We start from the raw sequence: 20,920 nt of genomic DNA, 5'->3' as shown, positions 1-20,920 counted from the left end.
CTCTCCTGCTCTACGAGCTGAGCTCGTCGACGAAGAAGTCGAGCTCGGGATCGGGCCCGCCGCCGTAGGGCGCGAGGTCGGTGGTGCCGGCCTCGCGGAGGACCTCGACGTCGAGGTAGACGCGGCCGGTGCGGTCCTGGGGCAGCTCGAGCAGGGCCATGGCGGCGTCGGCCATGATCTGCGGATCCCGGGACCGGTCGACGGTGTCCCCGCCGCCCAGCAGGTTCTGCACCGCCGCGGTCTTGATCGCGGTCTCCGGCCAGAGGCAGTTGGCGGCGATGCCCTCGCCGGCGAACTCGGCGGCCCAGCCCAGGGTCAGGATCGTCATGCCGAACTTGCTGAGCGCGTAGGCCGGGAACCTCCCGAGCCAGTGCGGGGCGAGGGTGATCGGCGGCGACAGCGTGATCACCCGCGCCCGATCGGACGCACGCAGGGCCGGCAACGCGGCTCTGAAGAGCAGGAACGTGCCCCGGGAGTTGATGTCCTGCATCAGGTCGTAGCGCTTGGGCGTGAGCTCCGCGGTGCCGGTGAGGTTCAGCGCGGAGGCGTTGTTGACCACCACGTCGATCCCCCCGAACCGGTCGACGGCGGCCGCGGCGGCGCGCTCCACGTCGTCCTCGTTGCGGACGTCGCCGACCACGGCGAGGCCCTGCCCGCCCGCCGCCTCGATCTCGGCGACCGCGGTGTGCACGGTCCCGGGCAGCCGCGGATCGGGCTGGTCGGTCTTCGCCAGGATCACGACGTTGGCGCCGCGACCGGCCGCCGCGACCGCGATGGCCAGCCCGATGCCCCGGCTGCCGCCGGACATCAGCAGGGTCCGGTCCTTCAGCGCACTCATCGGCCACCGACCCCCAGCCCGGCGAGGTCGCGGACGTACGCGACGGCCGTGGACGGGTCGTACGAGCGGGCGATCTGCATCTTCTCCGCCTCCAGTGATCCCTCGGCATGGGTGGCCAGCACGGCCTGGTACCCGCCGTAGTCCCGTGCGGTGAGATCCCCGACGAAGTTGAGGATCCGCAGCCGCTCCTCCGCGGGAACCGCTGCGGCGTAGTACTTCTCGAGCACCGCCCGGATCGACGGGTTCTCCCAGTCCTCGATCCCGGGCCCCGTGGCGAGCAGGCCTCCGGCGAGGTCGACGAGCGTCGCGGTGGCCTCGTGGAAGCCGTGCGCGAAGGTGTACTTGGCCATGTTCACCGCGAGCGGGTCCGGCAGCCAGACCCCTTGTGCCCCTTCGCGGGCGCGCAGGGCGGAGAGCTCGGCGAGGCCCCGGACCGTCTCGGACCAGGCGATCAGTTTGGCGATCTTGTCCCGGACGTGCCCGGCGCGGGAGATGCCGTTGGCCTCGGCCACCAGGTGCGCGGCGCCGACGATGATGTCGAGCATCGGCAGCTTGTAGTTCACCGCGGTGAAGCGGTGGTAGTCCACGAACGCGATCGCCAGCGGCCCGGCGAGCTCCGGGCGGCGCTCGAGGAAGACCCGGTCCCGTGGGACCCGGACGTCGTCGAACACGGTCAGCGACTCGAGCAGCTTGTGCCTGGAGCTCAACGGGAAGCTGAACCCGTCGCGCTCCCCCGCCGCGTAGGGCGACACGTAGAGATCGAGCCCCGGCGTGTCGACCGGGACCGCGAACGACACCGCCCAGTCCGCGTCGCCGGGGCCCATCGCCCGGGTCGGGAGGACGACGATCTCGTCCGCGTTCGCGGAGAACGAGGTGTGGGTCTTGGCCCCGCGCACCGTGATCGACTCCGCATCGGAGTCCACGATCCGCAGGTAGAGATCGGGATCGGACTGCTGCGACGGGCCGAGGACGCGGTTGCCCTTGACGTCGGTCTGGGCCACGGCGAGCGCGAGGTCCTCCTCGAGGACGCGCTGGTAGAACGCCTGTGCGCGCTCCAGCCCCGCGCCCTCGGTCGCGCGCAGGAGCGCGAACAACGCGTCCGACCCGACCTCCTTGAGCACGATCGTGCCCGCCCCGCGCCGCGACACCTCCTCGATGAGGGCGCCGCGGTCGCGGAGGTCCTCGGGGGTGCGCGGGAGGTGGTAGAAGGCCGAGTAGGTCTCGGGATCGGTGCCGGCCTCCGTGCCCTTGCGCACCGCGAGATCGGGCAGGTCCTCCGCGATGGAGTAGCAGAGGGCCGAGTGGTCGACGGCGGGTCGCAGCTCCGGGTGGGCGACGACGTCGGCCACCCGCTCCCCGCGGTAGTGGACGCGCCGGCCGTCCCGCAGACCGTCGCGGTACTGCTGCGCGGTGCGCAGAGCCATGGGATGTCCCTTCATCGGGGGTCGATGGACGCTAGAGGCGCCGGTCCGGGCCGCGGGAGTGCACGCCGGGGGACGTCGGGAAGTCCACCTTCGTGCACTGTGCAGCGGGCCGGCGGGCGCTGAGGGTGGCAGGCGACACACGCAGCGCCGCATGGGAGGTCACATGGCCAGGCTGAAGTTCGGCATCTTCCTCGCCCCCGTCCACGATCCCGGGGTGAAACCCGCCGTCGCGTTCGAGCAGGACCTGCAGCTGGTCGAGCACCTCGACGCGCTCGACTACGACGAGGCGTGGTTCGGGGAGCACCACAGCGCGGGCTCGGAGATCTACGCGTCCCCGGAGATCCTCATCGCCGCCGCGGCCCAGCGCACCCGCCGCATCAAGCTCGGCACCGGCGTCACCTCGATCAGCTACCACAACCCGCTGTGGGTGGCGGACCGCATGATCATGCTCGACCACCTCACGCGGGGCCGGACGCTGTTCGGCGTCGGTCCGGGATCGCTGCCCACCGACTCGGCGATGATCGGGCTGAACCCCACCGAGACCCGCGAGCTGCTCGAGGAGAACCTCGACATCATCCTGCGACTGTTCCGGGGTGAGACCGTCACCGCCAGGACGCGCACCCACGAGCTGGTCGACGCGCAGCTCCAGCTGGCGCCGTACTCGGATCCGCTGTTCGACATCGCGGTCGCCGCGGTCGCGTCGCCCACCGGCGCGCGGCTCGCCGGCACCCACGGGCTCGGTCTGCTGAGCATCGGGGCCACCCTGTCCGCGGACGGCTTCGACGCGCTGGCCCACCACTGGAACGTGATGGAGGAGCGTGCGCAGGCCGCGGGCACCACGGTCGACCGGTCCGGCTGGCGGCTCGTGGGCCCCTTCCACCTCGCCGAGACCGAGGAACAGGCCCGGCGCGAGGTCGCGTACGGGATCGAGCACTGGTTCCGGTACTTCCAGAAGGTCGCGGCCTTCCCGCAGATGGCGGTCTCCGGGAACGACCTCGACGAGATGATCGACTTCGTCAACGCGGCCGGGATCGGCGTCATCGGCACGGCCGACCAGGCCCGCGCCCAGGTGCAGCGCCTGGTCGACCAGGCCGGCGGCTTCGGCACGATGCTGCTGATGGGCCACGACTGGGCCGACCCGACGGCCACCCGACGGTCCTTCGAGATCTTCGCCCGGGACGTCGCCCCGCACTTCCAGGGCCAGGCCGAGCCGACGATCGCGGCGGCCCGCCGGGCCGCCGAACGGCGGGACGTGCACTCCAAGGCCCAGCTCGACGCCGTCGCCCACATGACCGCCCGCTACGAGCAGGAGAAGGTGCGATGAGCGAGCTCGCGGACCGCGTGGTGCAGGCCCTGAACACCCTCGAACCCGAGGACGGGCTGTTCGCGGCGGACGCCGTGACATGGCACTCCTTCGACGAGGTCGAGGCCCCGACGGTCCCGGACACGCTGGAGAGCGTCCGCGGGATCCGCACGGTGGTCCCGGACTTCGGGCTGGTCGAGGTCCGGACGACCCCGCTGGTGGACGGGGTGTCCTGGGCGCGCTACGCCGTCACCGGGACGCTCCCGGACGGCACGGCCTTCCGCGCCCCGGCGGCGCTCGCCGTCCACGTCGACGGATCCGGGCAGGTCACCCGGATCGAGGAGTACGTGGACACCGCCCAGCTCGCCGGGCTGTTCGCCGCGCTGAGCTGACCGGCCGGGCCCGCCAACACGTCGTACCGGTCCCGGTGCCGCGGACCCGCGCGGATCCGGCGCCGCTGCCGTCCCTCGAGCAGCGGCGCCGGGTCCGGCGGAGGAGGCGGTGCCTAGTACTCCGTGACGCCGGCGTCCGGGGACAGCTCGTGGGCCGTCATGAAGCGGGACTCGTCCGAGGCCAGGAACAGCACCGTGTTCGCGATGTCCCGCGGTTCGGCCTGCTCCAGCGGCAGAATGTTGGTGAACATCCCGCCGAGCTTCGGGTGGGCCTCGAGGGCCTCGCCGATGATGCCCAGCACGTCGCCGCCGCCCATCGGGGTCTGCACCGCGCACGGGTGCACGCTGTTGACCCTGATGTTGTGCTCGCCCAGCTCCACCGCGAACGCCTTCGCCAGGCCGCGCACCGCGAACTTGCTGGTCGTGTACGGCACGAGGAAGGGCTGCACGGTGATCCCGGCGGCCGAGCTGGTGATGATCACCGAGCCGCCGCCCGCGGCGACGAGGTGCGGCGCCCCGACCATCACGGTGTTCCAGGTGCCCGTGACGTTGACGCTCTGGTGGTACTCGAACAGCTCCGGGGTGACCCGGTCCCACATCGCCGGGACGCAGATCCCGGCGTTGGCCACCACGACGTCCAGGTGCCCGAGCTCGGCCACCGCACCGTCCACGGCGGACCTCAGGCCGCTCAGGTCACGGATGTCCACCTGCGCGGAGACGATCCGCCGGTCCAGCTTCTCGACGAGCGCCACGGTCTCGGCGAGGTCCTCCGGCGTGGAGGACGGGTACGGGACGTTCAGGTCGGCGCAGACGTCCACCGCCACGATGTCCGCGCCCTCCTCGGCGAGCCGCAGCGCGTGCGCCCGGCCCTGACCGCGCGCCGCCCCGGTGACCAGGGCGACCTTTCCCTCGACGCGTCCCATCAGGCGAGGCCCAGGCGCTTCCAGTACTCGCCGAAGCTCGGCGGGCACACGTCGGCGCCACGGGTGACCTTGCCGTCCACGAACTGGTGGACCATGACGAGGGTGAAGTCCAGGACGTCGTCGCCCTTGCGTCGGTAGGCCTGGATCCAGGCGATCACCAGGCCCTCGGGGGTCTCCTCCGTGCGGACCACCTCGTTGCGGGCCTCGTCGAGCTTCGCGAGGATGCCGAAGGCCTCGAGGAACGAGCCCTTGGTGAAGACGGTCTGGGTGCCGTCGGCCTGGAAGCCGGCCCAGGTCATGTCATCCGCGTAGAGGTCGACGAGCAGGCTCGCGTCACCCTTGTCCGCTGCGGCGAAGGCGTCGGTCAGGTTCTGGGCGTCGGACATCAGTTCTCCTTCAGGTAGCCGGCGATGATCGGCGCCGAGGCGTCGACCAGGGTCATCGGCTCGACGAGCATGTGCTGGGCGCCCACGGAGATGTCCCGCAGGCAGCGGCCCAGCACACTGGGGTTGCGGATCGAGGCGGAGCCGCCCCAGTTGTAGGCCCAGGTCACGATGTCCTGGGCGACCTTCTGCACCCAGGTCGCGGCCTGGCGCAGGCGCGCGCGGTGCTCGTCGGTGATGGTGCCCGCGGCCGCGGCGGCCTCGGCGTCGGCGTGGGCCTGGTAGACGTAGAGGCGGGCGGCCTGCAGGAGCGCGTCGTTCTCGACGAAGCCGCGGCGGAACATCTCCGAGTCGCCGACCACGGTCGGGTAGCCGGGACGCTTCTTCTCCTTGGTGATCTGCGCGATCTCCTCGAGCGCGCGCTGCGCGATACCCAGCGCGACCGGCGCGTGGCCGCCGACGCCGATACCGAGCATGCCGAGCTTGTACACGGCCTCGGGGCGCACCGGCTCGGTGGAGAAGGTGTCCATCGTGCGGGACTCGGGCACGAACAGGCCGTCGACCTTGTAGTTGTCGCTGCCGGTCGCCGCCATCCCCATGACGTCCCAGCCGCCGAGGAACTCGACCTCCTCACGCGGGACGAACGCGATCCGGCAGACCGGCATCTCGCCGTTCATCTCCGGGGTGCCGTCCTCGCCGACCACGACGAAGCCCGCGCCGATCCGCGACGCGTGGTGCGAGCCGCTGGCGAAGCCGTAGGTGCCGGTGACCTCGTAGCCGCCGTCCACGCGCTTGCCGGTGCCGGTCGGCAGGATCATCCCCGCCGTGACGGCCTTGTCCGCACCCGCGTACAGCTCCTCGGCGCCCTCGGTCGAGAAGAACCCCGCCGCGACACCGGTCGAGAAGGCGTTGGCCATGAAGGCCCAGCCGACGGACCCGTCCGCGCGGGACAGCTCCTCGACGATCTTCAGCGAGGTCACGATGCCCTCGCCGGCGCCGCCGTACTCCGTGGGTACCAGGACCCAGAACAGGCCCGCCCCGGCGAGCGCGTCCACCACGGGCTTCGTGATGGTGGCGCCGGCCTCCATCGTGTCCGCCTCGGCGTCGATGATCGGCTTGAGGCTCCGGGCCCGCGCCACGTAGTCGACCGTGCCGGCGCCGTCGGCAGCCGGCCTGGTGAGTGTCTCCGTCATGAGTGTCGGCCTCCGTTGGTCACAGCTCGCTTGACGGGGATCAGCCTGTCGAGCCGGACGGCCGGGGGAATCCGGGCAACCACGTGGTCCGCCACGTGGTCCGCGTCACGATCGGGTGGCGCCGGTCCCCGCCTGCAGGAGCGCGACGGCGACCTGGTTGCGGTTGCGCAGGTTCAGCTTCCGCAGGATGTGCTCGACGTGGCCCTCGACCGTGCGGTGGGACACCACGAGCACCTCGGCGATCTCGCGGTTCGTCCGGCCCGCCGCGAGATGGCCGGCGACCTCGCGCTCGCGGCGGGACAGCACCGCCGTCACCCCGTCGTCGCCCACCGGGCCGCCCGCGACCTGCCGGTCGAGCGCGAAGTCCATCAGTTCGGTCATGGTCATCGCGGCACCCCGGCGGACGGCCGCGTCGAACGCGGCGTTGCCCAGCTCGGAGCGGGCGCGCAGGACGAACCGCTCGCGGCGGGCCATCCACTGCGCGGAGCCGTAGAGCTGCTGGCCGAAGGCCCGCCAGAGGACCGACGCCGCGCCGATCAGCGTCGCCGAGCGGGTGGCCGAGCCCGCCCCGGCCTCCGCCCACCCCAGCACGTCCATGGCCAGCGGGGTGCCGACCGCGTCCTCGAAGTCCCGCTTGAGGGCGAGGCTCTCGCGGGCCAGCGCGACGGCGTCGGCGAAGCGTTCCTCGACCACCGCGACCAGGCCCTGGCCGACCACGGCGTAGGAGAGCATCCAGCGCTCACCCACCTGTTCGCAGCGGCCCCGGACGTCGTCGAAGTAGCGCGCGGCCTCCGCGGTGCGGCCGTCGAAGCACAGCAGGAGTCCGAGGTGGACGCGCACGGCGCAGGGCAGGTCCTCCCGGACGTCCGGGAGGGACTCGTAGCAGGCCAGCGACCTCGTCAGCAGCTCGTGGGCCGGTCCGTGGTCGCCACCGAAGAACAGGCCCAGACCCTGGGCGTCGAGGGCGAAGGCGGTGGCGGGCCGGTCGCCGGCCCGCCGGGCCAGCTCCAGGGCCTCGGCGACAACCGGATCGGCCGCGGCCTGGTAGCCCTGCATCGTCCTGACCAGGCCGAGCGTGCCGAGCACCGCGGCCCGCCGGCCCGGGTCCAGGTCCTCCCGCTCCAGGACCTTGCCCAGCCACATCGCGTGCTCCCGCGCGGAGAGCCCGCAGGCCCACAGGAACCACGGCGCGGACACCAGCGCGGCGGCCGCGTCGGACGAGACGGCGAGCGCGGTCTCCAGCGCCTTGCGGACGTTGGCCAGGTTGGCGCGCAGGCGCTCCGAGATCGCGAACTGTCCACCGCTGAACCAGGTCCGGACGGACTCCGCGACGAGCCCGCTGGCCCACCCGAGGTGCCGTTCGTGCAGTCGCTCGCTCTCCTCGTCGGTCAGCAGGCCGTGGCCGAACTCGCGGATCGTCTCGAGGATCCGGAAGCGCACCTGGCCCCTCGACTCCTCCCGCTGCAGGACCGACTTGCCCACCAGGTCGTAGAGGCAGTCGAGGACCTCGGCCGCGGGCAACGCACGGTCCGCGCACACGCTCTCGGCCGCGCGGATGTCGAAGCCACCCGCGAAGATCGACACCCGGGCCCACAGCAGCTGCTGCGGGCGGGTGCAGAGCTCGTAGCTCCAGGCCATGGCAGTCTGCAGGCTCCCGTGGCGGTCGGCGGCGCCGCGCCCCCGGCTGGAGAGCAGGTCGACGCCGTCGGTCAGCCGGTCGGCGAGCTCCTGCACCGAGAGCACCCGCAGGCGGGCGCACGCCAGCTCGATGGCGAGCGGCAGGCCGTCGAGACGCTCGCAGACCCGGCGCACGGCCTCGCGGTTCGACTCGTCGATCGCGAACCCCGGCACGATGTCGCGCGCCCGGCTCTCGAACAGCTCCACGGCGTCGCCGCTCAGCGGCCGCAGCACGCTGATCCGCTCGCCCGGCAGGTTGAGCACCTCGCGGCTGGTCGCGAGGAAGTGCACGCGGGAGGTGGCGCGCAGGACGTCGTCGACGAACCGGGCGGCGGCCTCCAGCACGTGCTCGCAGTTGTCGAGCACGATCAGGAGGTGCCGGGTGCGGACGTGCTCCACGAGCGTGTCGACGGCCGAGCGGTCCGGCCGGTCCCGGTGCCCGAGCCCCAGGTTGTCGAACACCGCCTGGGGCAGCAGCGCGGGATTGCGCAGCGACGCCAGCTCCACCACCCGGACCCCGTCGGCGAAGGCGCGGTTCAGCTCCACCGCGGTCTGCGCCGCCAGCCTGGTCTTCCCCACCCCACCGACCCCGGTCAGGGTGACGAGCCGGTGCGACCCCAGCAGGTCGCGGAGCTCCCGCAGCTCGGCGCTGCGCCCCACGAACTCCGTCGCGAACCGGGGCACCGAGCCGGTCGGGCCGGGCCTCGGCGCCGGTCCCCCGTCGTCGTCCCCGGTCAGGAGGTCGCGCTCGTGGGCGACGCGACGGGCCAGCGTGGCCCGGGACCTCGACCAGCCGATCCGCTCCCCGATCTCGGGGACCGTCAGCCCGGGCTCCGCCGTCAGCAGGGCACGGATGCGGGGCGCGTCCGTGTCCGACGCCGAGCCCGCCCGGGGACGGTGGTCGGGCGGGGGCACGTCGAAGGTCAGGGCCCGGCGGACCGTGTTGCGGGACATCCCCAGGTGGGCCGCGATCCCCTTGATCGACATGCCGTCCGCGCGGAGCCGCGTGATCTCACCCCACTCGCTGGCGTTCAACAGCTCCTCCACGCTCCATCACGAGGACCGGCCCACCTTCCCGACGTGTTTCGCGGGGCGTCAAGGAGAGCGGCCGAAACCACGCGGGCCGCTCACCCGCAGGGGGGTCAACATTGACCGGCCGGATCAGGCCGTCGCAGAGCTGACCCCTCGGGTCAGCCCGGCCGTGACCAGGGAGGCCAGCTCGGCGTACGCCTGGCTGTCCGAGAGCCCGGTGGCGGCCGCGACCTGTCGTTGCTGGATGCGGACCATCTGGGCCGCGACGAGATCGGCGACGTAGCCGGCGTGCACGCTGCGGAAGGCCCCCGCACCGACGCCCTCCTCGATCAGCTGGCCGATCCGCCGCGCGGCCGCACGGGTGTTGCGCTCGTAGACCTCGGCGGCGGGGGCGAAGGAGGCGACGTCGTCGAAGAACGCCGGACCGGCCGCCGCCAGCTCCGCCGCCACGGCCAGCAGGTACGCGCGGATGCGCTCGCCGGGCTCGGTGTCGGCGCCGGTGACGGCCTGCTCGACCCGGCCGGTCGCCTCCCGGAAGAACCGGACGACCGCGGCCCTGACCAGCTGTTCACGGCTGGCCGCGAGCGTGTAGAGGGTTCGCTTCGAGCAGCGCAGCCGCCCCGCGACCGCGTCGAGGGTCAGGTGCGCGAAGCCCTCACCGAGGATCAGCGCCAGCACGCCGTCCTCGAGCTCTTGGCGGCGGGTCTCGCCGCGGCGGACGGGGGCGCTCGTCACTCCGGCATTCTCCCACGGACGTTGTATCGGTACGCTGTCATGAACGATCGTACCGATGTGAGTACCGGAACCGGAGTGCACCGTGGCCGTCGACCGTCTCCTGCCCACCCAGGAGGCCGAGGATTTCCTCGACCTCACCCGCGATCTCGCGGACTCCGAGCTCGCCACCCGCGTCGAGGAGCACGAACGCGCGCAGACCTACCCCGAGGGCCTGTTCGCCGTGCTCGGGCAGGCCGGCCTGCTGGGCCTGCCCTACCCCGAGCAGTACGGCGGCGGCGCCCAGCCCTACGAGGTGTACCTGCAGGTCCTCGAGGAGCTGGCCGCCCGCTGGGCCGCAGTGGCCGTGGCGACGAGCGTCCACGGCCTGGCCTGCTTCCCGGTCGCGACCTACGGGACCGACGCGCAGAAGCAGCGGTGGCTGCCCGAGCTGCTCGGCGGCACGGTCGTCGGTGGGTACAGCCTGTCCGAGCCGCAGGCCGGGTCCGACGCGGCAGCGCTGACCTGCCGGGCCGTCGCCGAGCCGGGCGGCTACCGGGTCACCGGCACCAAGGCGTGGATCACCCACGGCGGCCGGGCCGACTTCTACGCGCTGTTCGCGCGGACCGGCGAGGGCAGCCGCGGGATCTCGTGCCTGCTCGCGCCCGGGCAGGCCGACGGGCTCTCCTTCGGCAGGCCCGAGGAGAAGATGGGCCTGCACGCGATCCCGACCACCACCGCGTTCTGGGACGGCGTCCTGCTCGACCCCGACAGGCTGCTCGGCAACGAGGGCCAGGGCCTGCAGATCGCGTTCAGCGCGCTGGACTCCGGACGCCTCGGCATCGCGGCCTGCGCCACCGGACTCGCCCAGTCCGCCCTGGACGCCGCCGTCGCCTACGCGAACCAGCGCACGACCTTCGGCAAGAAGATCGTCGACCACCAAGGGCTCGGGTTCCTGCTCGCGGACATGGCCGCCGCCGTGGACTCCGCCCGCGCCACCTACCTCGACGCCGCCCGTCGTCGCGACCTCGGACGGCCCTACGGACGGCAGGCCAGCGTGGCCAAACTGATCGCCACCGACGCCGCCATGAAAGTCACCACCGACGCCGTCCAGGTGTTCGGCGGCTACGGCTACACCCGCGACTTCCCCGTCGAGCGCTACATGCGCGAGGCCAAGATCATGCAGATCTTCGAGGGCACCAACCAGATCCAGCGGCTCGTCATCAGCCGCGGACTCGCCGACCGGTAGGGAACCCGTGCCGCTCGGCGGAACGTTCGCCCTCGTCACCGGTCCCGCGGCCGGGAGGTGACCCGATCGGCGCTTCGCGCCTCAGTCGACGCCGAGCTGCTCGAGGGTCCGTTGGGCGGCGTCGAGCTCCTCGCGCAGGTGCGCCACCCGCTCCTCCTGACGCCGGCGGGCCTCGGCCAGCGCCGTGGTGATCACCTCGGCGACCGCCGGCGGAAGGGCGCGGGACACCACGGCGACGTCGGCGGCCTGGATCGGCGTGGCGGGCACGACCCTCCTCGTGCCCACCAGCACCTCCACCTTCCAGTCGCCCTCGCCGGTCGAGGTCAGGCTGACCGTCAGCGCGCCCGACCGCTCGTTGCGCCTGCGCGGACGCGCCGGGGCGGGCTTCGAGGGCTGGGCCGGGGCCGGGCTCGCCACCACCTTCTCCTCCGGCGCGGGACGACCGGTGGCCGGTGTCGCGGAGGCGGGCTCCGCGGGCGGGGCGGCGCGCCGAGCGCGGACGGGCCGGACCGCGGCCGCGGGTGGGGCCTCGGTGTGGTCGGTCGCCGTCTCCGCCGGCTGCCGGGACTTCGCCGACCCGCGGGCCGGCCTGCTCCGGGTGAGCTCGCCCGGCGAGCAGAAGAGCGCGTCCCGCGAGCCCGCGGGGCGGACCTGGATGAAGTCCCCCTCCGCGAGGTCACCGACGGCCAGGACCTTGGCGGACCCACCCGCCGGCACCCCCACCGCCGCCGGGGTGAACCACACCGTCACCGTCCTGCCCGAGGACGTCTCCTCGCGCACGGCCGCCACGTCCTGCTCGGTCAACCCGCGCTGTGCCGCGGTCGAACCCTGCCCTGCCATCCGTCAGCTCCCCACTGTTCGCCGGGTGAATTCTCACCCGGAGCCCGAGGGGCCGCGCACCCTCCTCGGCCGGCCGCGCGCCTGGTGCGTGAGGGCGGCGCGGACGGCGCACCGAACTGCATCGGCCTGCACGGCTCCCGGCCGGGCCGGCGCCCTCACCGCCGGGGGCCGGGCCTCCCTCCACCGTGCCGGCGCAGCCCGTCGAGCAGGAGGGTGACGACCCCGTCGGCCTCCGCCCGCCATCCGGGGCGCGCATGGGCGGCGCCGATGCCGTGCAGCGCCATCATGACGGACCCGGCGCCCACGTCGTCGCGCACGGCGCCGGCCTCCGCGGCGGCGGCCACCAGGTCGGCGACGGCCTCCTCCAGCTCCCGGCCACCGGCGGCGAGGGTGTCCGAGCCGGAGGCCAACAGCGTTGCCAGCGTTCGCGCGAGGCCCTGATGCTCGTGGATGTGCTCGACCATGCCCCGCAGGAAGACGGCCAGCGCCTCGTCCGCGGACCGCGTGGCCAGCAGGTGCCGCGCGCGGTCGCGCAACGTGGCGATCTCGGTGTGGTACACCGCCTCGGCCAGGGCCTCGCGGGTGGGGAAGTGTCGGTAGAGCGTGCCGACACCCACCCCGGCCAGGCCCGCGAAGTCGTCGAACCGCATGTCGAAGAAACGCCCGGCGTCGAAGACCTCCCGCGCCGCGGCGATGATCGCCTCGCGGTTGCGCTGGGCGTCGGCGCGCAACGGCCTGTCGATGGTCACGCAGTCCTCCTCGGAGCTCGCCGTCCCATCGTGCCCGGTGTCGTGGCCCGGCTCGTTCCCGGGTGGAACCCCCGACTCCCGGACCGCCAGGACTCCGTCGACCCAATCACAGGCCTTCTACCAGCGACGGCCCGGCGATCCGGAGGACGCGTCACCGCGCTGTCGGCCCCAGCAGCGAGGTGCGGTAGATCGCCAGTTCGTCCGCCATGCGGAGCGGCTCGTGGAAGCCCTCGGTCGAGCAGATCTCGGCCCAGTGTTCGCGGATGTCCGCCACCGCGGGCGGGCGAGCACCGGTCCATCCCACCGCCTCGCCGACGAAGATCCGGGCGATCCGCCCGCCACCCACCGAGAACGCCTGCCCGGTGGTCGCGCAGTCGGGGCTGCACAGCCAGACGACGAGGGGGGACACGTCGTCCGGCGCCATCCGCGCGAACAGGTCGCCGAGCACGCTGGACGCACTCGTCCGGCTCCCCGACGTGTCCCCGCTCATCGGCGTCAGCGCGAGCGGGGCGACCGCATTGGCCGAGATGCCGTGCTCGGCCCCCTCGACCGCGAGCATCCTGGCGAGCCCGAGCACTCCGGCCTTGGCGGCGCCGTAGTTGGCGTGCCCCCGGTTGCCGAAGATCCCCGACGCCGACGTCGTGAGCACGATCCGGCCCGTGCCCTGCCGCTGCATGTACGGCCACGCGGCCCGGACCACGGTGAACGACCCGGTGAGGTTGACGTCGACGACCTCACGCCAGGTCTGCTCCGACATGTCGGCGACCAGGGAGTCGAGGAGGACCCCCGCGTTGGCGACGACCGCGTCGACCCGGTCGAAGGCGGCCACGGCGTGCTCGACGACAGCGGCCCCGCCCTCCCAGCTGGATACCGAGCCGCCGACCGCGATCGCCTCACCGCCCTCGGCCCGGATCTCGTCCGCGACGGTGGTGGCCCTCGCCAGGACGACGTCGTTCAGGACGACCCGGGCTCCCGCGCGTGCCAGCGCGAGGGCGTGGGAGCGGCCCAGCCCGCTGCCGGCGCCGGTCACCACGGCGACCCGGTCCTGAAGTGGCTCGGTCACGCGAGCGCCTCCTTGCATCCGTGTGTACGACGGGGTGGGGCGCCGGGAGCGACGCCCCACCGTGGCCCGACGAGGGTCAGCGGTTGGTGCAGCCCGCGTCGACCGTCATCTCGAGACCCGTGACGTACTGCGCCTCGTCCGAGGCGAGGAACAGCACCGCGTTGCTGATGTCCCGAGGCTCGACGAACTCGATCGGCAGGGAGTTCACGAAGATGCCCCCGGTCGACGGGTCGAGGCCGATGAGCTCGTCCATCCCTCCGAGGCCCGCGAGCAGCGGGGTGTTCACCCCGGTGGGGTGGACGGTGTTGACCCGGATGCACTTCTGCGCCAGCTCGTTCGCCATCGACTTCATGATCCCGACGACGCCGTGCTTCGCGGCGACGTACGGCGTCAGGAACGGCTGACCCTTGATGCCCGCCGTGGAGCTGGTCAGCACGATCGACCCGGATCCGCGGGCGAGGAGATGCGGCAGCGCCGCCACCACGGTGTTCCACGCCCCGGTGAGGCACACGTCGAGGGTGTCCTGCCAGATCGCCGGGGTCACCTTGTCCCAGGGCTGCACCGTGCAGATGCCCGCGTTGACGCTGACCACGTCCAGCCCGCCGAGCTGGTCGACGCCCTCCGCGACGGCCGCCGCCAGGGCGGCCGGATCGCGGACGTCCGCCACACGGGAGACGATCCGCCGGTCGAGCGCCTCGACCTCCTTGACCGTCTGGTCGAGGTCGGCCTCGGTGGCCATCGCGTAGCCGACGCTGTCGTAGTCGACGCACGCGTCGACGGCGATGATGTCCGCGCCCTCCTCCGCGAGCCGGACGGCGTGGCTGCGGCCCTGGCCGCGGGCCGCCCCCGTGATGAGCGCGATCTTGCCCTGTACTCGTCCTGGCATGGGTTTCTCTCCTCCTCGGTGGACGTCGATCAAAGCGCGCCGGCGCCGATCGGCGGCATGATGCACTTGAGCTCGGTGTAGTCGGAGATGCCTTCGGGGCCGCACTCGCGGCCGATGCCGGACTGGCGGTAGCCCCCGAAGGGGCCCGCCATGTCCATGTTGTGCGAGTTGACCCCCACGGTGCCGCAGAGCATCCGGCGGGCCACCTCGACGCCGCGGTCCGGGTCCGCCGTCCAGACGCTGCCCTCGAGGCCGTACCGGGTGTCGTTGGCGATGCGGACCGCCTCGTCGACGTCCGTGTACGGAATCACGCAGTACACCGGCCCGAAGATCTCCTCCTGCGCGATGCGCATCGAGTTGTCGACGCCGGTGAAGATGGTCGGCTCGATGTACCAGCCGGGCCGGTCCGGGCGGCCGCCACCGGTGGCCGCCTTGGCGCCCTCGTTCCTGCCGATGTCGAGGTAGGAGGCCACCCGGTCACGCTGGCGGCGCGAGGCGAGCGGGCCGATGAAGGTGTTCGGGTCGTTGGGGTCGCCGAAGGGCAGCGACCGGAGGGTCTCGACGATCGCCTCGGTGGCCTCGTCGTAGCGCGACGCGGGCACGAGCAGGCGCGACGGTGCGTTGCAGGCCTGGCCGTTGATGAACGCCATCGGCGGGGTCAGCGCGGGCATCGCGTCGGCCAGCACGACGTCGTCGAGCAGGATCGCGGCGCCCTTGCCACCGAGCTCGAGCGTGCAGCGCTTGACGGCCTCGGCGCAGATCGCGCCGACCCGCCTGCCCGCCGCCGTGCTGCCCGTGAGCGAGACCTTGTCGACGCCCGGGTGGGACACCAGGTACTCGCTGACCTCCCGGTCCGCGGGCACGATGTTGAGCACACCCTCGGGCAGGCCCGCCTTCCGGAACGCCTCGGCGAGGTGTCCGAAGCTCTGGGAGGCCTCCTCGGAGGGCTTGAGCACTGCGGTGCACCCGGCGACGAGCGCGGGGGCGAGCTTCATCGCGGCCACGATCTGCGGACCGTTCCAGGGCACGATCGCCGCGACCACGCCGACCGGCTCGCGCTCGATCAGCAGCTCGAGGGAGGCGTTGACCTCGTCGTAGGAGGGCCGTCGCTGCCGCCACGGGTAGTCCTCGGCCAGCGCGGAGAAGTACTCCCAGATCTGGTAGGCGCGCGGCACCTGGACCCCGATCGACTGGGCGATCGGCGATCCCATCTCCGAGGTGATGACCCGGGCGATGTCGTCGGTCCCCGCGCGCAGGTTCGCCGCGGCCTCCCGGATGATCGCGGCGCGTTCGCCAACGCTCATCCGCGGCCACGGCCCGCTGTCGAACGCGGTGCGGGCGGCCGCGACCGCGGCGTCGATGTCCGGGCGGGTCGCGGCGGCCACCCGGCCCGACTCCTGCTCGGTGTGCGGGTCGTAGGCGGTGATCCACTCGGATCCGTGGGAGGGGACCCAGTCCCCACCGATGAACAGGCGGCCATCAGAGCTCGACATCGTTGACTCTCTCCAGTGTGGACGAGGGGTTTCGGTGAGGGATGGTCGGTCAGTAGGACTTGGGGAGCTTCAGCGCACGCTCGGCGACGTAGTTGAGGATCTGCTCCTCGGTCACCGGCGTGATCCGCAGCATCCGGGCCTCGCGGAAGTAGCGCTCGACGTGGTACTCGGTGGCGTAGCCCATGCCACCGTGGTTCTGCAGGGCACGGTCCGCGGCGAAGAACGCGGCCCGCGCGGCGAGGAACTTCGCCGTGTTGGCCTCGGTGCCGCAGGGCTTGCCGCCGTCGTAGAGCCGGGCGGCGACCCGCACCATGTTCGCCGCGGCCTGCAGCTGCATGTAGGCGTCGGCGAGGGGGTGCGCGATCCCCTGGTTCTGTCCGATGGGCCGGCCGAACACCACACGGTCGCGGGCGTAGTCGGTGCCACGGCGCAGCGCGGCGATCCCCAGCCCGACGGCCTCCGCCGCGACCAGGATGCGTTCGGGGTTGAGGCCGTCGAGCAGGTTGTAGAACCCCCTGCCCTCCTCGCCGACCAGGTTCTCCCGGGGGATCGGCAGATCGTCGAAGACCACCTCGCAGCTCGCGACCGCGTTGCGGCCCATCTTCGAGATGGGCGTGATCTCGACGAAGGCGGGATCGAGGTCGGCGACGAACAGCGACAGACCGTCGACCGGGCGCGCGGTCTCCCCGAGCGCCCTGGTCCGCGCGAGCACCAGCGCCGCGGAGGACTGGAGACCTTTGGTCATCCAGACCTTCCGGCCACGCAGGACCCAGCCGTCGTCGGTCGGCACCGCGCGGGTCGTGATCCGCGTCGTGTCCGAGCCCGCGTCGGGTTCGGTGACGCTGAAGGACACGTGGATCTCACCGGAGGAGATCCGCGGCAGGTACTTCTCCCGCAGCGCGGCGGTGCCCCACTTCGTGACGGGATGGAACCCGAACATCGACAGGTGCACCGTGGAGCACCCGTTGATCCCCGCGCCGCTCGCCGCGATCTCCTGCAGCGCGAGTGCGGCGTCCTCGACGGTCGACCCTCCGCCGCCGTACTCCGGCTCGGCCATCATCCCGACGACGCCGACCTTGACCATGGCGTCGAAGAAGTCGTCCGGGAACAGGTGCTCCTGGTCGTGGCGGGACCAGTAGTCGTCGTCGAACCCGGCGCAGACCGAGCGGATCGCGCCGACGAGGTCGCGCTGGGTATCGGACAGGTCGAGCTCGAACACGGTCGTCCCTCGGAGTTCGGGCCGCACGGCGGCCGGGGTGCGGTGGAGAGGGACCGAGCAGCGCTCAGCCGGCGGCGGGCTCGAGCCCGGCCAGCAACATCCGGGCCATGCCCTCGCCGAGCTCGGTGGCGTCCATCAGGCCGTTCGGCCGGAACCACGCGTGCGACGAGTTCATCATCCCGATCACGCAGTTCGCCACGACACCGGCGGGCAGCGAGGTCCGCAGGTCGCCGGCGGCGACTCCCTCTGACACGACCTGTTTGACCAGGTCGAAGTAGCGCTGGTTCCACTCCCGGATCGTGGCGTCCCACGGTTCGGTCGCGGTCTCGGCGTCGCCGCCGAGCTTGCTGAAGTCCTCCTGCACGAAGACGTAGAGATAGGGGAAGTGTTCCTCGAACGAGCGCATCAGCAGCTCGATCAGCCGGGCCAGCTTGCTGCTCGCCGGCAGCGTCTGGGCGAGCACCTTCTCCGCGGCCTCGATGTTGGCCGTGACCGCCTCGGAGACCACGTCCCGGAACAGCTCCTCCTTGCTCCCGACGTAGTAGTACAACGAGGCGCGGGAGGTTCCGAGCTCCTCGGCGACGTCGTTCAGCGACGCCACCCGCAGCCCCTTCGCCCGGAAGACCCGGACCGCCGCCTCACGGATCTCGCCGAGCCGCTGGGTGTACGCGGGGTCGTCCGCCGCGGCCCTGGCGGCGCGCCGTCGGCCTATGTCGCTCATCACCCGTCCCTTCGCCACCGACCGACGCTAGCAGGCGCAAGCGAGCGTAAACGGGATCGTTGAACTCGTCTACCCCTCATCGCCTTCGACCTCGTCCGGTCGGCATGTCCATGATCCTGATCTGGCAATTCAGGCCGAACCCTTGTGCGTAAACGGGGTCGTTTATAGAGTCCGGACCCACGAGATCGGTCGGCACGGCGGCCGTCGATCCGGGAAGGACGAGATGAGCGAGAGCGTCGTCACACTGCGACGGGAGGGCAGAGCCCTCCGCCTGACGATCAACCGGCCGGACCAGCGCAACGCGCTGTCGAACGAGGTGTTCACCGAGCTCCGGGCGGGGCTGTCCGAGGCGAAGGCGGACCCGTCGGTCCGTGCCGTCGTCCTCGCGGGGGCGGGCGACAAGGCGTTCTGCGCGGGTGGTGACCTGCGGCAGATGGGCGAGGACGCCGACGAGCTGGCCGCCCATCGCGGTCGTGCGGGGCTCGCCGGGGTCCTCCGCGACCTGTGGGAGCTGGGCAAGCCGACCGTGGCACGGGTGCAGGGGTACGCACTCGCCGGCGGGTTCGGGCTCGCCGCGGCCTGTGACTTCCTCGTCGCCAGTGAGCGCGCGGTCTTCGGTGTCCCCGAAGCGGGTGTGGGCCTATGGCCGTACATGATCACCGTCCCGCTGCTGCAGTCGATGCCGCCCAAGGACGCCCTGCGGCTCATGCTGACCGGCCGCCGGATCGACGCCGCGGAGGGCCGCAGGCTGGGCGTGGTGAGCGACGTCGTGCCGCACGACACCCTCGACAAGGCCGTCGCCGAGCTCGTCGACGAGCTCGCCCTGGCCGCGCCACAGGCCGTCGCGCTGGGCCGGACCACCTTCTACTCGGTCCTGAACAACGACGTCGACGCCCGGTTGCGCATGCTGGAGGCCTCGCTGACCGTCAACCTCGGGTTCGGCGACGCGCGCGAGGGGATGGCGGCGTTCGTGGAGAAGCGTCGGCCGGCCTGGCAGGTGGAGTCGTGACGCACGCGGAGCACCGCCCCGCGGCCTGGGGCCGGTGGGGTGCGGACGACGAGCGCGGTGCGCTGAACCGGCTGGGCCCGCAGGCCGCCCTCCGCGGGATCGCGACCGTCCGCGAGGGACGGTCGATCCCCCTCGCCGTGCCGCTCCGGGCGGGCAAGGGGCCGATCGCCGGACGCCGACAGCCGTTGCAGCACTTCATGGTCCGCGACGGCGGCGACTACGCCGCCGGGCTCACCGAGAAGGGCTTCGGGTTCGCCGACGACTGCGTGGTGCTCTCCACCCACGGCAACACCCACCTCGACGCGCTCGCGCACGTGTGGCAGGACCACCGGATGTGGAACGGGCACTCGGCCGACCACGTGACGAGCCACGGGGCGCGGCGCTGCGCGATCGACCGCGTGGGCCCGATCGTGACCCGCGGGATCCTCGTCGACCTCGCGGCACCCGGCGGCCCCTCGGACCACGACGGGCACGCCATCTCCCTCGCCGAGCTCGTCGCCGCCGTCGGGGCCACCGGATGCACGCCCGCGGCGGGCGACGTGCTGCTCGTCCGCACCGGCTGGCTCGCGCGGTGGCGTCGCGGCGAGGCCACCGAGGCGCTCTGGGCCGGACTCGCGCCCGAGTGCGCCGAGTGGATCGACGAGCAGGGGTTCGTGCTGGTCGGGGCCGACAACATCGCCGTCGAGCAGGGGCCGTCCGCCGATCCCGCCGACACCGCGCCGCTGCACGTCGAGCTCATCCGCAACCGCGGCATCCACCTGATGGAGCTGGTGGACCTCGAGGCGCTCGCCGCCACCGGGCGCGCCGAGTTCCTGCTGATGATCGCACCGCTGCCGCTGGTCGGCGGGGTCGGCAGCCCGGTCAACCCGGTGGCCGTGCTGTGAGCGGCGTGCGGGTGTGCGAGGCCTGGCTGCGCGACGGCATCCAGGGCTGGCCGACGGTGCTCGACACCGCGGACAAGATCCGGATGCTCGAGGCGGTCGCCGCCGCCGGGGTACCGGAGATCGATGTGACCTCCTTCGTCCCGGCCCATGTCGTGCCCCAGTTCGGCGATGCCGAGGAGGTGCTGGCTGCCGTGCCGGAGCAGGTCCTCGTCCGGGTGCTGACGGTGAACGCCAAGGGCGCGCGGCGAGTCGCCGCGGCCCACGCCACGGGCCGCCGGATCGACCGCTGCGGCTTTCCCATCTCCGCCAGCGAGCCGCACAACCTCGCGAACCTGCGCCGCGACCACGCGGCGCACAAGGTGGCGGTGGCCGAGATGGTCGACGTCCTGGGCGAGGCCGGGATCGCGCCGCTGCTCGGGGTCGCCACCGCCTACGGCTGCCCGATCCAGGGCCGCGTCGAGCGCGCCGCCGTGCTGGACCTCGTCGGCTGGGGCCACGCGCTCGGGATCCGGTCGATCATGTTCGGCGACACCACCGGCATGGCCGACCCCCGCACGGTGCACGACCTGTTCACCGAGGCAGTGCGGACCTTCCCCGACGTGGAGTTCGTCGCCCACTTCCACGACAACCGCGGCTGCGGCATCGCCAACACCCTCGCCGCGATCGACGCGGGGGCCGCGACCGTCGACGCGAGCCTCGGCGGCGTGGGCGGCGAACCCGCGGCCGTCGAGCAGGGGTTCGTCGGGGAGAGCGGCAACGTCACCACCGAGGACCTCGCCGCCGTGCTCGACCGCATGGGCGTGCGCACCGGGATCGACCTGACGGCCCTGCTCCGCGCGGGCGCACTGGCCGAGGAGCTCCTCGGCCGCCCGCTGCTCAGCCGGGTCCTGCGCGCGGGACCCGTGCCCGCATGACCCGATCCGCCTGACCA

The 20,920-nt window shown here is 72.6% G+C and carries 20 protein-coding genes; 6 read left to right on the top strand and 14 right to left on the bottom strand.

Annotated features, from left to right (window positions below):
- Window positions 1-10: 10 nt before the first annotated feature.
- Both ABD324_RS13150 and ABD324_RS13145 read right to left on the bottom strand, forming a co-directional pair.
- Window positions 11-838 (bottom strand): SDR family oxidoreductase, encoded by an 828-nt coding sequence (locus ABD324_RS13150; RefSeq protein WP_344416006.1) that lies wholly within the window; start codon window positions 836-838, stop codon window positions 11-13.
- On the bottom strand, window positions 835-2,262 hold the full coding sequence (locus ABD324_RS13145) for a 4-hydroxyphenylacetate 3-hydroxylase N-terminal domain-containing protein (protein WP_344416004.1): 1,428 nt from the start codon (window positions 2,260-2,262) through the stop codon (window positions 835-837). The genes ABD324_RS13150 and ABD324_RS13145 overlap by 4 nt, the downstream gene beginning before the upstream one ends.
- A 163-nt stretch (window positions 2,263-2,425) precedes the next feature.
- Between ABD324_RS13145 and ABD324_RS13140 the strand changes: the two genes are divergently transcribed.
- Both ABD324_RS13140 and ABD324_RS13135 read left to right on the top strand, forming a co-directional pair.
- Window positions 2,426-3,586: an LLM class flavin-dependent oxidoreductase gene (locus ABD324_RS13140; protein ID WP_344416002.1), complete on the top strand. Its 1,161-nt coding sequence runs from the start codon at window positions 2,426-2,428 to the stop codon at window positions 3,584-3,586.
- Window positions 3,583-3,957, top strand: coding sequence for a nuclear transport factor 2-like protein (locus ABD324_RS13135; protein ID WP_344416000.1), 375 nt, complete (start codon window positions 3,583-3,585; stop codon window positions 3,955-3,957). The genes ABD324_RS13140 and ABD324_RS13135 overlap by 4 nt, the downstream gene beginning before the upstream one ends.
- 113 nt (window positions 3,958-4,070) lie before the next feature.
- On the opposite strand, the gene ABD324_RS13130 is transcribed toward ABD324_RS13135, so the two are convergent.
- The 5 genes from ABD324_RS13130 to ABD324_RS13110 form a co-directional block, all read right to left on the bottom strand.
- The gene (locus tag ABD324_RS13130; protein ID WP_344415998.1) at window positions 4,071-4,880 is read right to left on the bottom strand and encodes a mycofactocin-coupled SDR family oxidoreductase; all 810 of its coding nucleotides are present in this window, start codon (window positions 4,878-4,880) and stop codon (window positions 4,071-4,073) included.
- Window positions 4,880-5,266 (bottom strand): nuclear transport factor 2-like protein, encoded by a 387-nt coding sequence (locus ABD324_RS13125; RefSeq protein ID WP_344415996.1) that lies wholly within the window; start codon window positions 5,264-5,266, stop codon window positions 4,880-4,882. Before ABD324_RS13125 ends, ABD324_RS13130 begins: the two co-directional genes overlap by 1 nt.
- Window positions 5,266-6,456, bottom strand: coding sequence for an acyl-CoA dehydrogenase family protein (locus tag ABD324_RS13120; protein ID WP_344415994.1), 1,191 nt, complete (start codon window positions 6,454-6,456; stop codon window positions 5,266-5,268). The genes ABD324_RS13125 and ABD324_RS13120 overlap by 1 nt, the downstream gene beginning before the upstream one ends.
- Window positions 6,457-6,561: 105 nt before the next feature.
- A complete protein-coding gene (locus ABD324_RS13115) occupies window positions 6,562-9,168 on the bottom strand; it encodes a LuxR C-terminal-related transcriptional regulator (RefSeq protein ID WP_344415992.1) in 2,607 nt (868 codons plus the stop codon).
- Between the two features lie 126 nt (window positions 9,169-9,294).
- A complete protein-coding gene (locus ABD324_RS13110; protein WP_344415990.1) occupies window positions 9,295-9,900 on the bottom strand; it encodes a TetR/AcrR family transcriptional regulator in 606 nt (201 codons plus the stop codon).
- 82 nt (window positions 9,901-9,982) lie between these two features.
- On the opposite strand from ABD324_RS13110, the gene ABD324_RS13105 reads away from it, so the two are divergent.
- Window positions 9,983-11,125, top strand: coding sequence for an acyl-CoA dehydrogenase family protein (locus tag ABD324_RS13105; protein ID WP_344415987.1), 1,143 nt, complete (start codon window positions 9,983-9,985; stop codon window positions 11,123-11,125).
- A gap of 81 nt (window positions 11,126-11,206) precedes the next feature.
- Here ABD324_RS13105 and ABD324_RS13100 read toward each other — a convergent pair whose 3' ends face one another.
- From ABD324_RS13100 to ABD324_RS13070, 7 genes are all read right to left on the bottom strand, one after another.
- Window positions 11,207-11,965 (bottom strand): DUF6319 family protein, encoded by a 759-nt coding sequence (locus tag ABD324_RS13100; protein WP_344415985.1) that lies wholly within the window; start codon window positions 11,963-11,965, stop codon window positions 11,207-11,209.
- 155 nt (window positions 11,966-12,120) lie between these two features.
- Entirely contained in the window at window positions 12,121-12,714 is a 594-nt protein-coding gene (locus ABD324_RS13095) for a TetR/AcrR family transcriptional regulator (protein ID WP_344415983.1), read from the bottom strand.
- Between the two features lie 151 nt (window positions 12,715-12,865).
- Window positions 12,866-13,777 (bottom strand): SDR family NAD(P)-dependent oxidoreductase, encoded by a 912-nt coding sequence (locus ABD324_RS13090; RefSeq protein WP_344415981.1) that lies wholly within the window; start codon window positions 13,775-13,777, stop codon window positions 12,866-12,868.
- Window positions 13,778-13,853: 76 nt separating this feature from the next.
- Window positions 13,854-14,663, bottom strand: a complete 810-nt coding sequence (locus ABD324_RS13085; RefSeq protein WP_344415979.1) for a mycofactocin-coupled SDR family oxidoreductase — start codon at window positions 14,661-14,663, stop codon at window positions 13,854-13,856.
- 29 nt (window positions 14,664-14,692) lie between these two features.
- Window positions 14,693-16,156 (bottom strand): aldehyde dehydrogenase, encoded by a 1,464-nt coding sequence (locus tag ABD324_RS13080; protein WP_344415977.1) that lies wholly within the window; start codon window positions 16,154-16,156, stop codon window positions 14,693-14,695.
- Window positions 16,157-16,205: 49 nt separating this feature from the next.
- Window positions 16,206-17,375 carry an acyl-CoA dehydrogenase family protein gene (locus ABD324_RS13075; protein ID WP_344415975.1) on the bottom strand — a complete coding sequence of 390 codons (1,170 nt, stop codon included), beginning with the start codon at window positions 17,373-17,375 and terminating at the stop codon, window positions 16,206-16,208.
- Window positions 17,376-17,439: 64 nt separating this feature from the next.
- A complete protein-coding gene (locus ABD324_RS13070; protein WP_344415973.1) occupies window positions 17,440-18,096 on the bottom strand; it encodes a TetR/AcrR family transcriptional regulator in 657 nt (218 codons plus the stop codon).
- A 223-nt stretch (window positions 18,097-18,319) separates the two neighbouring features.
- Between ABD324_RS13070 and ABD324_RS13065 the strand changes: the two genes are divergently transcribed.
- Genes ABD324_RS13065 through ABD324_RS13055 form a run of 3 tightly spaced genes read left to right on the top strand, consistent with a single transcriptional unit; the run spans window position 18,320 to window position 20,903 of the window.
- The gene (locus tag ABD324_RS13065) at window positions 18,320-19,105 is read left to right on the top strand and encodes an enoyl-CoA hydratase/isomerase family protein (protein ID WP_344415971.1); all 786 of its coding nucleotides are present in this window, start codon (window positions 18,320-18,322) and stop codon (window positions 19,103-19,105) included.
- Window positions 19,102-19,989 (top strand): cyclase family protein, encoded by an 888-nt coding sequence (locus ABD324_RS13060; protein WP_344415969.1) that lies wholly within the window; start codon window positions 19,102-19,104, stop codon window positions 19,987-19,989. The genes ABD324_RS13065 and ABD324_RS13060 overlap by 4 nt, the downstream gene beginning before the upstream one ends.
- Window positions 19,986-20,903, top strand: a complete 918-nt coding sequence (locus tag ABD324_RS13055) for a beta/alpha barrel domain-containing protein (RefSeq protein ID WP_344415967.1) — start codon at window positions 19,986-19,988, stop codon at window positions 20,901-20,903. The genes ABD324_RS13060 and ABD324_RS13055 overlap by 4 nt, the downstream gene beginning before the upstream one ends.
- Window positions 20,904-20,920 lie beyond the last annotated feature (17 nt).

The organism is Pseudonocardia ailaonensis (genome assembly GCF_039531635.1).
GTDB lineage: Bacteria > Actinomycetota > Actinomycetes > Mycobacteriales > Pseudonocardiaceae > Pseudonocardia > Pseudonocardia ailaonensis.
The sequence above is the reverse complement of the archived record's forward strand: the minus strand, read 5'-3'. Positions and strand labels throughout refer to the sequence as shown.